Here is a 14,385-nt window from a genome sequence, read left to right as displayed (position 1 = left end):
ATGGCAGGCGCATGGTTCGACCGTCGTCGTCTGGCCGAGGTGTGGGCGGCGCGAGAGGCCGGCGGCGGGGCCTCCTTCGGTACGGGGACCGTGCTCGTCGGCCGGCTCGTGCTGACCGCCTGGCATGTCGTGGCCGACGAGCGGGGCCATGCGTACGAGCGCGTGCTGGTCCGGCTCCTCGGCGGGCGGCTCTGTCCGGCAGACGTCGCATGGGCAGATCCGGTGCTGGACGCCGCGCTGCTCGCCGTATCGGCGCCGGGTGCCGGGGAACCGGACACCTGGCAAGTGCCGGACGGCCTGGTGCCGGCCCGGTTCGGGCGTCTCATCGGCCAGGATGTGCGGGTGGCCTGCCAGGCGGCCGGATTTCCGGACAGCCTCACACCGACCGGCACCGACCGGGAAATCGACCAGGTCGACGGATACATCAATCCGATGGCGGGTTCGCGCACGAATCAGTACCTGATCACCGCGGGGCACCGCCCAGACCAAGGACGCCCGGCGCCCGATGCCCGGCGAGCCGGCTGGCAGGGCATCTCGGGAGCGGCCGTCACCTGCGGTTCCCTGATCACGGGCGTCGTCACCGAGGACACCCCCGGTTTCGGCTCGCACCGCCTGACCGCCACACCCGTACATGTTCTGGCGCGGCAGCACGGCTTCCGGAGCATCGTCGAGCGGGCGACAGGCCGGCGCCTGGTCCTCGAACCGGTCGAGATGCAGGAGGCTTTCACCCCCTGGTACCCGGCGCTCGCCCCCGCTTCCCCGGCCTCGCTGCTGCGGCCCGAGTACGAGATCGTCGCCTTCCGTCCCCGCGCCGAACTCAGCACCCTGGTGGAGTGGTGCCGTACGGGACCCATGCTGTCCGGTCTGCTGATGACCGGACCCGGAGGGCAGGGCAAGACCCGTCTGGCCCGTGAAGTGGCCTCCCGTCTCGACGCCGAGGACTGGGCCGTGGGGCAGCTGGCCCAGTCGGAGCATCTGTCCGCCGAGCACCTCAGGGCGCTGGCGTCGTCGGCCCGTCCGCTGCTGCTGATCCTCGACTACGCCGAGACGCGCACGGCGTTCGCCACGGCCCTCATCAACCACCTCGCCATGCACCCCAGTGGGCACCCGGTCAGAGTCCTGATGCTCGGACGGACGGACGGCGACTGGTGGCAGCAGTTACGCCGCGATGTCGCCCCCGCAGCCGCGCTGGCGCCACATCCGCTGCAGCTTCCCCTGCTCGAAGCCGCTGACGGCGCCCTGCTCTCCGACGCCCGGGACCAGGCACGTCGGCAGCTCGCCGCGGCGCTGGCCCGTATCCCCGGATACTCGGCGGGCCCCGGGCGGAGCGCCGTCCACGACACGGTCCCGGGGGCCGGTCATGCCCTGACGCTGCACATGTCCGCACTCGCCGAACTGCTCACCGGCAGCGGCACGGCGGGAGAGAGTCCCGAGGACGTCATCCTCAGCCACGAGCACTCCTACTGGAGCCGCACCGCCCAGCACCACGGTCTCGGCTCCGAGCAGCAGCGGCTGACCGCACTGACCGCGGCACTCCTCACAGGCGCGGCGACCCGGCCGCAGGCCGTCGACACGCTCGCGCTCGCACCCGGCCTCCGTGACACCCCGGAAGACACCCGCCTGCGCCTCGCGACCTGGATCCACGACCTCTATCCGCCCGACGCGCCGCAGGTCTACTGGGGAAGCGTGCACCCCGACCGGCTGGCCGAGCATCACCTCGCCCGGGCCCTCACACACCACCCGGAGCTGCTCGACGCGGTCCTGCCGCACATCACCCACGACCAGGCCCTGCACGCCCTGACCGTCCTCACCCGGGCGCTCGCACTGCCGGTGCCCACGGGGCCCCTGGGAGAAAGGCTGCAGGACCTGATCACCGCGCACCCGGCCACGCTCGCGCTTCCCGCGATCACCATCGCCCCGCAGGCGCAGACCCCGGAACCCCTGCTGGAAGCACTGCACCCGATCTGTTCCTCCCCCGGACTCATGGACGATCTGCGCGACCAGCTGTACGCCGCGATTCCCGATCAGACCCAGCGTCTGGCCGATCACGCCCTGACGCTGGCAGACCGCCAGGTCGGCCAGTACGCCGAGGCCCTGGACTCACGCGCATGGTGGCGGAAGCTGGGACACCGGGGGGACACCACACTCAGCCAGGACCTCGCCCGAGCGCTGAACAACCTCTCGAATCGGCTGGCCGAACTGGGGCGCTGGGACGAGGCGTTGGCGGCCAGCGCGAGAGCGGTGGAGATCCGCGAGCGACTTGCGGCGGCGCGTCCCGAGGCGTTTCTGCCGGACTTTGCGGTGTCGCTGAACAATCTGTCGGCGGATCTTGCCGAGCTGGGGAGGCGGGAGGAGGCGTTGGCGGCGAGTATGCGTTCGGTGGAGATCCGTGAGGAGCTGGCGGCCGCGCGCCCCGAGGTGTTTCTGCCCAGCCTCGCCGTGTCGCTGAACAACCAGTCCAACCGGCTGGCGGAACTGGGCCGGAACAAGGAAGCCCTCGCTGCGATCAGCCGTGCGGTGGAGATCCGAGAGCGCCTGGCGACCGCGCACCCGGACGCGTTTCTCCCCGACCTCGCACTGTCGCTGAGCAACTGCGCGGTCAGGCAGGACGAGATGGGGCATCGGGAAGAGGCGCTGATGTCCGTCACACGCGCCATCGCCGTGCTCAAGAACCTGGCAGCGGCACGGCCTGCGGTGTTCAACCGCCTGCTCACCGAGTGCATCGCACACCAGGGCGCTCTGCGGAGCCCGGGCCGTCCGCCGCGCGCGGCGCTGCCGCAACCCCGCCCTCGCGACCGCGCCGCAGGCGCCCCGCACATGAGGCACCGGAGTTTTGGCACGGAGGCCGGCCGGCAGGCACCGTGATGCCCGCGGCGCGGCTACTCGAACCGTGCGGTGTCGCCCGCCCCTCGGCGTACGATCTCCGGCTCACCGCCGGAGAAGTCGATGACCGTGGTCGGCTCGGTGCCGCAGTCGCCCGAGTCGACCACGGCGTCCACCACATGGTCGAGCCGTTCCTTGATCTCCCAGCCCTGGGTCAGCGGCTCGTCCTCGTCGGGCAGGAGCAAGGTGCTGGACAGCAGCGGTTCACCGAGGTCGGCGAGCAGCGCCTGAGCGACGACATGGTCGGGAATCCGGACTCCGACCGTCTTCTTCTTCGGGTGCAGCAGCTGACGCGGCACCTCCTTCGTCGCGGGGAGGATGAAGGTGTAACTGCCGGGTGTCGCTGCCTTGATCGCACGGAACACATCGTTGTCGATGTGCACGAACTGACCGAGCTGCCCGAAGTTCTGGCACACAAGGGTGAAATGGTGACGGTCGTCGAGGTTCCGGATGGACCGGATCCGGCTGATGCCGTCACGACTGCCCAGCTGGCACCCCAATGCGTAACAGGAGTCCGTCGGGTACGCGACGAGCGCGCCGGCCCGGATGCTGTCGGCCACGGAGCGGATGGTGCGCGCTTGAGGATTCTCGGGGTGCACGTCGAAATACTTCGCCATCCGCCGAGTCTAGGTGATCAGAACGTTACGCCCGGAACAGCGGGGCCCGGCCCGGTCGGTGCGTCGGGTTCCGGCGCCGTCGGTTGCCGACGGCGCCGGAGCTCACTCCTTGACCGCTCCCGCGTTGGCGCCGCTCACGAAGTAGCGCTGGAAGCAGAAGAACAGCGCGGCCACCGGGATGGTGGAGAGCAGCGCCGCCGCCAGTTTCAGCGGATACTGCGTTCCGCCGCCGAGTCCGCCGGAGACGAAGCGGGCCAGGCCCGTGGTGAGCGTCTCGTACTGGCCGGACTGTGTGCTGACGAGGAAGTGAGTGAACTCGTTCCACGACCCCTGGAACGACAGGATCGTCAGGGTGATCAACGCCGGTCTGGCCATCGGCAGGACGACGGACCAGAAGATCCGGAACACACCCGCCCCGTCGACCCGTGCGGCCTCCTCGACCTCGCGCGGTACCGATTCGAAGAACTGCTTCATGATGAAGATGCCCGCCGCGTCCACCAGCAACGGCAGGATCATGCCGGTGTACGTGTCGAAGAGCCCGAAGGTGTTGAGCACCAGGAACTTCGGGATGAGCAGGGCCACTCCGGGCACCGCCATCACCGCGAGCACAAAGCCGAACAGTACCGAGCGGCCCCGAAAACGCAGCCGCGCGAGCGCGTATCCCGCCATGGAGTCGAACAGCACCCGGCCTGCGGTCACCACCACTGCCACCAGTGCCGAGTTGCCCAGCCAGCGCAGGAAGGGCACCCCATCCGCGGCCTGGCTCAACCCGAACAGCCGCTGGTACGCCGCCGTGGTCGGAGTGGTGGGCAGCAGGGCCAGCGGATGCGCGGCGGCGTCCGGATCCGTCTTGAAACCGGTCACCAGCTGGAGGACGAACGGCAGCAGGTACAGCAGACCCAGCCCCAGCACCGCGGCATACCCCACCAACCGCCACGGCAGGCGGAAACGGCTCAGGACGGGGTGGCCCCGGTCGTGCGGGGCGCGACGACGAGAGGAGGGCCGAGCCCGGCCGCGTACGGCCGTACCGGTGACGGTCATCGGTTCCTCCCGGTGCGTGCGCCACGCTCCCGCAGCGCCCAGCGCTGGAACGCGGTGAGGATGAGGATCAGGGCGAGCAGGATGAACGCGATCGCCGAGCCCTGCCCGAAGTCCGCGTTGTCGAAGCCCGCGGAGTACGACAGAAAGGCGGGTGTGAGCGTCGTATTGCCCGGAGCGCCCTGGCCCATCACATAGACCTGGTCGAAGACCTGCCAGGTGGAGATCAGCCCCAGGGTCAGGACCAGGAACAGCACGGGACGCAGCGCCGGCAACGTCACATGCCACAGCATCTGACGGCGGTTGACCCCTTCCATGGCGGCCGACTCCTCCAGCTCCCGCGGGATGTTCTGCAGGGCCGCGAGGAAGATCAGCATGAACGTGCCCGAAGTGGTCCACACGGCGAGCAGGATGAGCGTGCACATCGCGACCGAGGGGCCCGAGAGCCACTCGAACCACGACAGCCCCATGGTGGAGTGGTCGGCCAGCATCCCGGTGGGCCGCTCGGGATCGACGATGCCCAGGCCGCCCAGGATCAGGGAGAGCACCCCGCGCGGGTCTGCGAACCAGTTCGGTCCCTTGATCCCGATCCAGGACAGCATGGAGTTGACGGCTCCACTGCCCTGGAAGAGAAAGAGGAAGACCGTCGAGACGGCGATGGAGCTGGTGACCGACGGGAAGAAGAACGTCGTACGGAGAGCGCCGCGCCCCCGAAGCAGTTTCTGGTTGACGATCAGAGCCAGAACCAGTGCCAGCACGGTCTGCAGGGGGACGGTCAGCAGTACGTAGTAGGCGTTGTTGCGCAGGGACGTCGCGAAGAGCGTGCGGTCGAGTCCGTCCTGCGTGAGCAGCGACCGGTAGTTGTCCAGGCCGACGAAATCGGCCTGACCGGAGAACGGGTTGGACTGTCCGTCCCAGTGCAGCAGGCTCACCCACAGGGCCATCAGGATGGGAAGCACCATGAACAGGCCGAGGACGAGCACCATGGGGCTGACGAACAGCCAGCCCCAGGTGCCCTCCCCGCGAAGGCCCGCGCGCCGGGCGCGAGCCTTCGCGGTCGTGCCGGTCTCGCCGGGGGCGCTGTCAGGTGCGCCGGGCGAGCCGGTCGTGCGGGGGATACCGCTCGCGCGGATCGTGCGGATGGGCATGGGGCTCAGTTGCCCTTCGCGATCGCCTGTTCGCCATTGCGCTGAAGGTCGGCGAGGATCTTCTTCGGGTCGGCGGTGCGCAGCGACTGCAGATCGGTGTTGAACTGGCTCAGGACCTTGTCGAAGCCGGCGATCGTCACCGGGCCCTGCGCATGGGCGCTGCCGTCCACCCAGGCCTTGGCGGCCGCCTCCTTCTCGGCATACGTCTTGAGCGCGCTCGTCCGCGACGGCATGACACCGAACGCGTCGGCGAAGTCGAGCTGCTGCTGCGCGGAGGTCAGGTACTTCACGAGGTCGACTCCCGCGTCGCGGTGCGCGCTGTCGGCGGCGACGCCCCAGCAGTTGCTGAAGGCGAGGGTGCCCTTGCCGGCCGGCCCCTCGGGCAGCGGTGCGACGGCGTACTTCACATCGGGGTAGTCGAGCTTCATGCCGCCTTCGAGCCAGTTGCCCTCGATCGTCATGGCGGCCTTGCCCTTGCCGAGCGCCTCACCGCCCCAGCTGGTGTCCACCTGCTTGGCGAATTTCATCGAGCCGGACTTGAGCAGGGACTGGACGAAGTCGAGCCCCTTGGCGTTCTCCGGGGTGTCGGCGGTCATCTTCTTCTGGTCCGGGTCGGTGAGCCAGCCGCCCGCCTGCTTCATGAAGACTCCGAGCCGCTGGTACTCGTCGCTGGTGACCAGACCGGTGACGCCGTTGCCGGTGAGCTTGTCCGCGACGGTCTTCAGCTCCTCCCAGCTCTTCGGATAGTCCTTCTCCGTCAGCCCTGCCTTCTTCCACAGGTCCGTATTGACGGCGAGTGCGAGGGTCGAGGTGTCCTTCGGCAGACAGACCAGCTTCCCGTCGTACGAGAACGAGGTGCGCAGCTGCTCGGAGAAGTCGTCGGCGTCGGATATCCGGTCCCCGTACGGGTACAGCGAGCCGCCCTTCGCGTAGTTCGCGAACTGGTCGGAGTTGACGTAGAAGACGTCCGGCGGCTTGTGCCCGGCGAAGGACTGGGCAAGCTGCTGGTTCATGTCCTTGGCGACCTCGACCGAGACCGAGTTGCCCGACTTCTTCGCGTACGCGGCGGCGGCCTTCTTGACCGCCTGGGTCTCGGCGTCCCCCGAGGTGGCGATCAGTACCGTCAGTTTCTGCTTGCCGGCTTTGTCCTGCTCCGGCTCCTTGTCGCTGCCGAAGCTGGATGAGCAGCCGGTGGCGGCCAGTAGCGCAGCGCAGGTGGCGAAGGCGGCGACGGCCGTACGGGTTCCCATGAATGCCTCCAGGGGGATAGGGCTTGCGGCTCAGCTGCCCGGAAGGGGCGCGCTGTGAATAGGTGGCCCGTGGACGGGCACGGGGATGGTTCAGTCGCCCGACGCGGATGTGCTGTCACGTACGACGAGGGACGGTTCGAGCAGGACGCGTTCGGGCGGAGTGCCGAGTTGCGACATCCGGGCCAGCAGAAGCCGGACACATTCGCGGCCGACGGCCTCCAGCGGCTGGGCGACGGTGGACAGTCCGGGGGAGAGCAGCGCGGCCGTGGGGGAATCGTCGAAGCCGACGACCGCCACATCCGTGCCCGGCACGGCTCGTCGCTCTCGCAGGGCGTGATAGCAGCCGAGCGCGAGCATGTCGCTGGCGGCGATCACGGCCGTCGCGCCCGCGTCGAGCAGCGGTCCGACGGCGGCCTGTGCGGAGGCGATGTCATCGACGCTCCGTGCCCGTCTGTTGCGTATCGAAAGGTGGTGCCGTTGCATGGCGCGCTGCCAGCCCATGGCGCGGTCGTCGCCGACGCCGGAGCCGCGGGGCCAGCCGAGGAAGGCGATTCTGCGATGTCCCAGAGCCACCAGATGTTCCACCGCGGCGTCCGTGCCCGAGGCGCCGTCGACATCCACCCAGTCGCCGATCTGCCGGCCGGACCACATCCGGCCGAAACCCACGAACGGCACACCGCGCTTCTCCAGCCAGGCCTGGCGCCGGTCGCCCCGGTCGGTGCCGCTCAGCACGAAACCGTCCACGCTGTGCAGGTCGAGGAGCTCCTCGTACCCGTCGAGGCCGGTGCTGCCGGGAGGTGAGGCGAAGAGCAGGATCCGGTAACCGGCCTCGTCGGCGGTCTGGGACAGGGCGTGCAGAAACCGGTCCATGACCGGGGCCGAGGTGCCGGGGGCGGTGGGACGAATGCCGTAGCCGATGAGCTTGCTGGAGCGGGTGCGCAGGGTCTGAGCCGCTCGGTGCGGGCGATAGCCCAGCTCGTCGATGGTGCGACGGACCCGCTCCAGGGTCTCCGGACGCAGCAGTTCGGGGGAGTTGAGCGCGTTCGACACCGTCTGCGGCGACACTCCGGCCCGCCGCGCGACCGTGGCCAGGGTGACTGAACCTGCCTTGGACGCGGGGGTGCTGGGGGAGCGGGGCATGAGTGTCTCCGAAACCGGTCGTATGAATGGGCGAGTTCATTGGAGCGTTCCAAAACCGTTGTCAACGCGCTGAAGTCGTCGTTAGGGTTCTTGGAACGCTCCAATGCCTGAGAGGTTCTGCTCTGTTGGACACAACTGTCAAGACCCACGACATGACGAACTCCGATACGGGGGCCGGCCCGTCGGCCGAAGGCCTCCAGCCGTTCCTGCATGACGCCTGTGTGACGCTGTACGCCCCGAGCTTCGCGATCTCGCAGGCCGACGGACAGATCGAGGGCGCCGCAGACGGCTTCTACCACGGCGACAGCAGAGCACTTGCCCGGCTGACCGTCGCGGCGGACGGAATCGCGATCGCACCGGTGCGAGGAGCCCTTGAGGGAGCGGACCGGGCAGCCTTCCGCGGTGTGCTGCGCGGCCTGGGCGAGGAGACACCGGACCCGGCAGTCACCCTGCACCGACGCCGCCGCATCACCCCCGGGCGCCTGGAGGAGACCCTCGAAGTCGGCAACGCAGGACGGCAGCATGTCCGGGTCCGGCTGATCGTCACCGCCGGGACGGACCTCGCCCCGATCGAGCGCGTCAAGTCCGGTCACGCCCAGAGCCCGGTCACCGCCGCCGCCACCGAGGGCGGACTCGACTGGTCCCGGGACACCTTCGCCGTACGCCTCACCAGCTCCCCGGGGCCCGCCGCCCTCGACCCGGCTGCCGGACGGCTGGAGTACGACGTCGAACTCGCGCCCGGCTCGTCATGGACCGCCGTACTGCACTGCGACGCGGCGCATGAGGACGGCGACCAGTTCCCCGCACCACCGGCCGACAGCCTGCCCTGGCGCACGCCCGTCCTGCGCAGCGCCGACCGGCGCTTCGACCACTGGCTGAGCCAGTCGGCCGCCGACCTCGACCGGCTGCGGCTGACCGACCCGGAGAAGCCCGCCGACCAGTTCCTGGCCGCCGGAGCCCCGTGGTTCCTCACTCTCTTCGGCCGCGACTCCCTGTGGGCGGCCCGCATGCTGCTGCCGCTGGGCACCGATCTCGCCGCAGGCACGCTGCGCACACTTGCCCGCCGGCAGGGCACGAAGTCCGATCAGGACACCGAGGAACAGCCCGGCAAGATCCTGCACGAAGTGCGCCGTGCCACCCAGAACTTCAACGAGAACTTCGCCCTGCCGCCCTGCTACTACGGCACGGTCGACGCCACCCCGCTGTGGATCACCCTGCTGCACGACTCCTGGCGCTGGGGCCTCGCGCCCAAGCAGGTCGAACAGCTCCTGCCGCACGCGGAGTCCGCCCTCGCCTGGATGCGCGACCACGGCGACGCGGACGGGGACGGCTTCCTGAAGTACATCGACCACACCGGACGGGGCCTGGCCAACCAGGGCTGGAAGGACTCGGGCGACTCCATCCGGTATCGCGACGGACGCTTCGCCGCTTCCCCGATCGCGCTCTGCGAGGTCCAGGCGTACGCGTACGAGGCGGCCCGCGGCGGTGCGGACCTGCTGCGCGCCTTCGGCCGCCCCGGCGCCGACCGGTGGGAGGAGTGGGCCGAGCGGCTGCGGGACCGTTTCCGCAGCCACTTCTGGGTGGAGGACGAGCGGGGGCCGTATCCGGCTGTTGCGCTCGACCGGGAGAAGAAGCCGGTGGACTCGGTCACCTCGGGCTTCGGCCACCTGCTGGGCACGGGCCTGCTCAACCACGAGGAGAGCGCCCTGCTGGCCGCCAGGCTCAGCGCGCCCGACCTCGACTCGGGCCATGGTCTGCGAACGCTGAGCAGCGACTCCGTTGCCTACAACCCGTACGGCTATCACATCGGTTCCATCTGGCCGCACGACACCGCGATCGCGGTGCACGGCCTGGTCAGGGCCGGGTTCCCCGAAGCGGCCGCGTCCCTGTCCGAGGGCCTGCTGACCGCATCGGCGGCCTTCGACGCACGGCTCCCCGAACTGTTCGCCGGTCACGGAGCGGTGACTGATGCCCGGCCCTCGCCCTATCCGGCGTCCTGCCGCCCGCAGGCCTGGGCGGCGGCCTCGTCCGTCATGGTCCTCCAGTCGGTGCTGGGGCTTTCCGCCGATGTCCCCGGCGGAACGCTCACGGTCGCGCCCGGGTTCGCGGAGGCTTACCGGCCGCTGAAGGTCGAGGGGCTCGATGTCGCGGGCGGGCGGCTGGACATCTCCGTCGATGCCGACGGCACGGCGCACATCGAGGCACCGAAGGGCCTGGTGGTGAGGAGGCAGCACACGACGCCCCGTTGACGCGCAGCGGCTGTGCCCGATTCGAGGCAGGACCCCGTGGGCCGGGGCGAGCCTGCCTCGGACCAGGCGGCCGAGATCGCCGGGGGGCGGCAGCAACAGCGGTACGACGGAACCCGCACCAGCAGTTCGGCTTCCGTCCTGTGCCCGTGGCAGGCCGGCCGGGAACTCCGGTGCCGGGCTTCTGTCTCGCTTCCGCCCCGCGCGTCCCTCAATCCTTCGCCTGTGCGGATTCGCGTGCCTGGCGCAGGGCCTGATGGGCCGACCAGACGACGGACACGAGCGGTACCGCCACCACCGCGCCCAGCACCCCCGCCGCGATGGCGCCGCCGATCACCGAGAGTGCGACCACCACCGGGTGCAGGCGGACGGCCCAGCTCATCACGATCGGGTGCAGAATGTGGCCCTCGATCTGGCCGATGACCACGATCAGCGCGATGACGACAGCCGCCACGATCGGGCCTTTCGCCGCCAGAGCCACCACGGCGGCGACCGCGAGGGCAATCGGTGAGCCGACCAACGGAACGAAGGTGGCGAAGAACTCCAGCAGCGCCAGGGGAAGCACCAGCGGCACTCCGAGTGCGAACAGGGCCAGTCCGACGAGTACTGCGTTGGTCGCCGCCACCAGGACGATGCCGTGTGTGTACCCGGTGAACGTCCGCCATGCCGCACGGCCCGTGATCGTCACCCGGGCCCGGGCCGTCTCCGGAAGCTGGTCGCAGAACCAGTCCCACTGCCGGTCGCCCGAGTGAATGAAGAAGACCGAGCAGAACAATGCGAGAGCGAACACGGTGACCACCTCCACCAGCCGGCCCACGCCACTGAGGGCCGTGCTGATGAGGGTGGAGCGATGGCTGGACAGGAACTGCCCGATCCGGGACTGCATGTCGTCGAGCGTCTTGGGGTTCAGCCGGAACGGCGGCCCCTCCAGCCAGTGTTCGATCCTGATCAGGCCGTCGCCGAACTCCCGCTCCAGCCCGGCGCGTTCCGCAGCGATTACCTCGCCGATGAGGGTCAGAACTCCGAGGACGAGGACGATGCTGCCGAGAAGCGCCACAGCGACAGCGAGCGGCCGCGGCATCAGACGAGCCAGGAGATCTGCCACCGGGCGCAACATCGCGGTGCCGACCAGGCCGAGGAAGACGGCTACCGCTACCTCGTGGAACCGTCCCAGCGCTGAGAAGACGGCGTACACGACGGCTCCCACGACGAGGATTCGCCAGGCGTAGGCAGCGGCCGTCTGCAGCGTGGGGTTCACGCGTGGCTCGTACCGCGGGCCGGGCGGCGCATGTTGCGCGCCCGGGTTCCGGTTCGCAGGGCGGGTGATGCCGCGCAGCGCCTGACGTGACGCGGTGCGGATCCGGTGCCGTCGTCCTTCGGACGGCACGCCGGGGTCCGTGTTGTCGGGCTGCGGATGCGATGGCCTGGGCATTCCCTGCTGGTACCAGCCCGGGCCGCGTCCTTTCGGGCTCCCGAGGCGACATGCGCAGGAAGTCACCCTACGGGCGGAGCCACCGGCCATCCATCCGTGGGCTGTCGGCGCCGACGGACCTGTCGATCCAGCTGCCGCCGGAGTTCCGCATGCGGGTCTCCAGCGACGCATACGAGGTGAGCGTCCGCCGCCGGGCCACGCCGGTCACTCGCGAGTGCGGCGGATGCATTCGGTGACGACGTCCCGGAGGCTTCCGGTCCGCCGCAGCAGCTCTCGCTGGACGCGGGCACCGTTCCCGGTTCTCAGCAGCGAGTCCAGCGCTTCCTCGGCTGCGGCCGCGTCGCCGTTGTCCTCCAGTGCCGCGCGCACATGATCGAACAGTCGCGCGTCACGTCTGCGGCAGAGGCCGGGCACATGGTCAGCTGGTGCACCAACTGGCCTTCCAGGCCCGACCGGCCGGCTCGCCAGGCGACCGCCGCCGACAGTGCCTGCGGCTCCCCGCTCGCCGGGTCGACCAGAAGGAGTTCTTCCTCAACACCCACACTGCGCACGACGGCTACCCCTCTGCTGCCGGCACGCGACCGCGAGCAGGCCGACGGTGACGCCGCGCAACACCACTGCCTGGTCGTGAACGGCGGCGTCCTCGACATGCTCGTCGCAGATGCGCTCCGCGGCACAGTGATCAAGGTTTCCGCTCACCGGAGTCGTCTGCAGGTGTGCAGTCCGTGACCGGTGAGATGGCACTGCCGGACACTCTCCTGCCCCCGCCTACGGCGGCAGGCAGAAAGGAAGGCGGCGCCCGCCTCCTCATCATGCTCCTCGTTCGCGCCCTCGGCCATTCGAGCGGTGCCTCCGCAGCCGGAGGCGCTGCTTCTCGCACGACCTGAATCACGCCGCGAAGGCGTCGGGCGCATACTGGGAGAAGACGTCAGAATGGAGGTCATCATGATCATCCTCGGTGTCATTCTGCTGGTCATCGGCCTGGTGGCAGGTATCTCGATCCTTTGGACGATCGGTGTTGTGCTCGTCGTGATCGGCATCGTTCTCTGGATCCTGGGTGCCGTGGGGCATGCGGTGGGAGGCCGACGGCATTACTGGTAGGACTACCGTTCCACCGTCGGCGCCCTCCTCGGTCACGCCGCCGCCAAGGTGACCGATGCGGTCGATCGCGCAAGTCGCCGGGACTGCGGTACTCCTGGCGTGCTGTCCGGCGTGGGTCAGGCGGAGCGTGTTGCTTCCGGTCCGCAGGGGCGCTTGGGTGAATTCCGGTTCGGAGCAGGCCATGACCGGGCTGTACAGGTCCACCGGCTCGCCCATCGGTGTGCCGTTGACCGACAGTTGGTAGATGCCTCTGGAGTCATGGCGCTTCACCCGCAACCTCAGCGTTCGGGGACCGGATTCCGGAAGCCGGAACTCGCAAGTCAGCGCGTCGCCGGGCGCGGCCGGTGTGAACAGCAGCCCGTGGTCGGCGCCGCACTGCGGGTCGGCGAAGATCTCGGCGCGACCGCCCGAGGCGGTGACCACCACGTCCTCCGCCTCCGCCGCCCAATCCAGTGGAGGCGGGGCCCAGTTTCCGCGCGAGTCGCAGAGCACGACGCGGGTGCGGTCGGTGGCGGCCTCGGCGTCGGTGCAGGGCGACGTGCAGTTGATCCGGGGCACCCGACGCCTCGGACGAGCGAGCGCGGATGAGGAAGGGGCATCAACCTGGGCAGCGGGGCCCAGGATCTGTTCATGCCCCGCCGTCTTGGGCACGATGATCTGACGCCACTGTCAGGATCTGGCAGTCGGAACGGGGGAAAGATGACGCAGTGGCCCGAGGGGCACGCTGCCGACGCGGAACGGGCGCGCGAGCGGTACGAATCCGATATCCAGGCCGTGCACAGGGACTTGAGGGACGCAGGGCGGGCAGATCTGCCTGTCGCGCATTTCGGCCTGGGGGCCGTAGTCGTCGTGAGTACGGTCGTGGCCGGCTCGCAGGCTCCGTAGCCGGTGCCTTTGTTGCACTGTTCTTCATGACACTGGCGGTCATGCACCTTCGAGGAATCCGCGGATGGGAAGCGACTCGGCGGGTGTATCTGTTCTCCTTCGGCTGGGCGAACTGGATCTGGAGCGTGTATCGAAAGTGCCGCCATGCGCCTGAGCTGTGTGCGCGAAGGCTGAGTGCAACTCGCTGGCGTCTGGAGTGGAAGTGAGGAAGGCTCGCGCGCATGGTTTCGGTATTGCAGAACGTGGCGATTGACTGTGCGGATGCCTACGAGCTGGCCCGGTTCTGGAGCAGAGTGGCTGGCCGTCCACTGCATCCGGAGGACAAACCGGGCGACCGGGAGACTCAGGTGCTGCTGGCGGAGGGCCCAGTGCTGTACTTCAATCAGGTGCCCGAGTCCAAGAAGATCAAGAATCGGATCCATCTGTGTTTGCGCCCTGAGACATCGCGTGAGCAGGAGGTGGAACGGCTGCTCGGCCTCGGTGCCACCTTGGTCGCCGATCACCGGAATCCCGATGGCTCTGGCTGGGCAGTCCTTGCTGACCCCGAAGGCAACGAATTCTGCGTTCTTCGCAGCGAGTCCGACCGAGCTGCGATGGGTTCCTGACGCCCACGCGCCAACCTGGCCGGTTTGGTATGACCGCTGG

At 69.2% G+C, this 14,385-nt stretch carries 12 protein-coding genes; 5 read left to right on the top strand and 7 right to left on the bottom strand.

All coding sequences use genetic code 11. The features are described from left to right. Positions 1-2,865 (top strand): tetratricopeptide repeat protein, encoded by a 2,865-nt coding sequence (locus ACFVYE_RS14090; RefSeq protein WP_383974242.1) that lies wholly within the window; start codon positions 1-3, stop codon positions 2,863-2,865. Positions 2,866-2,879: 14 nt separating this feature from the next. Here ACFVYE_RS14090 and ACFVYE_RS14085 read toward each other — a convergent pair whose 3' ends face one another. From ACFVYE_RS14085 to ACFVYE_RS14065, 5 genes are all read right to left on the bottom strand, one after another. Continuing rightward, positions 2,880-3,500 (bottom strand): L-threonylcarbamoyladenylate synthase, encoded by a 621-nt coding sequence (locus tag ACFVYE_RS14085; protein WP_383974245.1) that lies wholly within the window; start codon positions 3,498-3,500, stop codon positions 2,880-2,882. Positions 3,501-3,602: 102 nt separating this feature from the next. Continuing rightward, a complete protein-coding gene (locus ACFVYE_RS14080) occupies positions 3,603-4,541 on the bottom strand; it encodes a carbohydrate ABC transporter permease (protein WP_383979772.1) in 939 nt (312 codons plus the stop codon). Then, positions 4,538-5,686 (bottom strand): carbohydrate ABC transporter permease, encoded by a 1,149-nt coding sequence (locus tag ACFVYE_RS14075; RefSeq protein WP_389605641.1) that lies wholly within the window; start codon positions 5,684-5,686, stop codon positions 4,538-4,540. Before ACFVYE_RS14075 ends, ACFVYE_RS14080 begins: the two co-directional genes overlap by 4 nt. 5 nt (positions 5,687-5,691) lie before the next feature. Next, positions 5,692-6,936 carry an extracellular solute-binding protein gene (locus ACFVYE_RS14070; protein WP_383972692.1) on the bottom strand — a complete coding sequence of 415 codons (1,245 nt, stop codon included), beginning with the start codon at positions 6,934-6,936 and terminating at the stop codon, positions 5,692-5,694. A 90-nt stretch (positions 6,937-7,026) separates the two neighbouring features. Continuing rightward, the gene (locus tag ACFVYE_RS14065) at positions 7,027-8,076 is read right to left on the bottom strand and encodes a LacI family DNA-binding transcriptional regulator (RefSeq protein WP_389605639.1); all 1,050 of its coding nucleotides are present in this window, start codon (positions 8,074-8,076) and stop codon (positions 7,027-7,029) included. 152 nt (positions 8,077-8,228) lie between these two features. Here ACFVYE_RS14065 and ACFVYE_RS14060 point away from each other — a divergent pair, with 152 nt between their 5' ends. Further along, complete coding sequence (locus tag ACFVYE_RS14060) at positions 8,229-10,325, top strand: glycogen debranching N-terminal domain-containing protein (RefSeq protein WP_389605637.1); 2,097 nt, start codon at positions 8,229-8,231, stop codon at positions 10,323-10,325. 208 nt (positions 10,326-10,533) lie between these two features. Here the strand turns inward: ACFVYE_RS14060 and ACFVYE_RS14055 are convergent, their stop codons facing one another. Together ACFVYE_RS14055 and ACFVYE_RS14050 are read right to left on the bottom strand one after the other, a co-directional pair. Continuing rightward, the gene (locus ACFVYE_RS14055) at positions 10,534-11,580 is read right to left on the bottom strand and encodes an AI-2E family transporter (RefSeq protein ID WP_383972698.1); all 1,047 of its coding nucleotides are present in this window, start codon (positions 11,578-11,580) and stop codon (positions 10,534-10,536) included. 378 nt (positions 11,581-11,958) lie between these two features. Beyond that, the gene (locus tag ACFVYE_RS14050) at positions 11,959-12,123 is read right to left on the bottom strand and encodes a hypothetical protein (protein ID WP_383972735.1); all 165 of its coding nucleotides are present in this window, start codon (positions 12,121-12,123) and stop codon (positions 11,959-11,961) included. Between ACFVYE_RS14050 and ACFVYE_RS14045 the strand changes: the two genes are divergently transcribed. The 3 genes from ACFVYE_RS14045 (at position 12,124) to ACFVYE_RS14035 (ending at position 14,345) form a co-directional block, all read left to right on the top strand. Beyond that, positions 12,124-12,483, top strand: coding sequence for a hypothetical protein (locus ACFVYE_RS14045; protein ID WP_389605667.1), 360 nt, complete (start codon positions 12,124-12,126; stop codon positions 12,481-12,483). Positions 12,484-12,699: 216 nt separating this feature from the next. Continuing rightward, positions 12,700-12,855 (top strand): DUF6131 family protein, encoded by a 156-nt coding sequence (locus ACFVYE_RS14040; protein WP_093899206.1) that lies wholly within the window; start codon positions 12,700-12,702, stop codon positions 12,853-12,855. Positions 12,856-13,961: 1,106 nt separating this feature from the next. Then, positions 13,962-14,345, top strand: coding sequence for a VOC family protein (locus ACFVYE_RS14035; RefSeq protein ID WP_383972700.1), 384 nt, complete (start codon positions 13,962-13,964; stop codon positions 14,343-14,345). The last annotated feature ends 40 nt before the right edge of the window (positions 14,346-14,385 follow it).

The organism is Streptomyces sp. NPDC058239 (assembly GCF_042882185.1).
Taxonomy (GTDB): Bacteria; Actinomycetota; Actinomycetes; order Streptomycetales; family Streptomycetaceae; genus Streptomyces.
Note: the sequence above shows the minus strand (reverse complement) of the source record. Positions and strands in the feature narration are given on the sequence as shown.

Coding starts and splice junctions, on each gene's coding strand:
- ACFVYE_RS14090 (WP_383974242.1), top strand. CDS start 1: ATGGCAGGCGCATGGTTCGACCGTCGTCGTCTGGCCGAGGTGTGGGCG.
- ACFVYE_RS14085 (WP_383974245.1), bottom strand. CDS start 3,500: ATGGCGAAGTATTTCGACGTGCACCCCGAGAATCCTCAAGCGCGCACC.
- ACFVYE_RS14080 (WP_383979772.1), bottom strand. CDS start 4,541: ATGACCGTCACCGGTACGGCCGTACGCGGCCGGGCTCGGCCCTCCTCT.
- ACFVYE_RS14075 (WP_389605641.1), bottom strand. CDS start 5,686: ATGCCCATCCGCACGATCCGCGCGAGCGGTATCCCCCGCACGACCGGC.
- ACFVYE_RS14070 (WP_383972692.1), bottom strand. CDS start 6,936: ATGGGAACCCGTACGGCCGTCGCCGCCTTCGCCACCTGCGCTGCGCTA.
- ACFVYE_RS14065 (WP_389605639.1), bottom strand. CDS start 8,076: ATGCCCCGCTCCCCCAGCACCCCCGCGTCCAAGGCAGGTTCAGTCACC.
- ACFVYE_RS14060 (WP_389605637.1), top strand. CDS start 8,229: ATGACGAACTCCGATACGGGGGCCGGCCCGTCGGCCGAAGGCCTCCAG.
- ACFVYE_RS14045 (WP_389605667.1), top strand. CDS start 12,124: ATGATCGAACAGTCGCGCGTCACGTCTGCGGCAGAGGCCGGGCACATG.
- ACFVYE_RS14040 (WP_093899206.1), top strand. CDS start 12,700: ATGATCATCCTCGGTGTCATTCTGCTGGTCATCGGCCTGGTGGCAGGT.
- ACFVYE_RS14035 (WP_383972700.1), top strand. CDS start 13,962: ATGGTTTCGGTATTGCAGAACGTGGCGATTGACTGTGCGGATGCCTAC.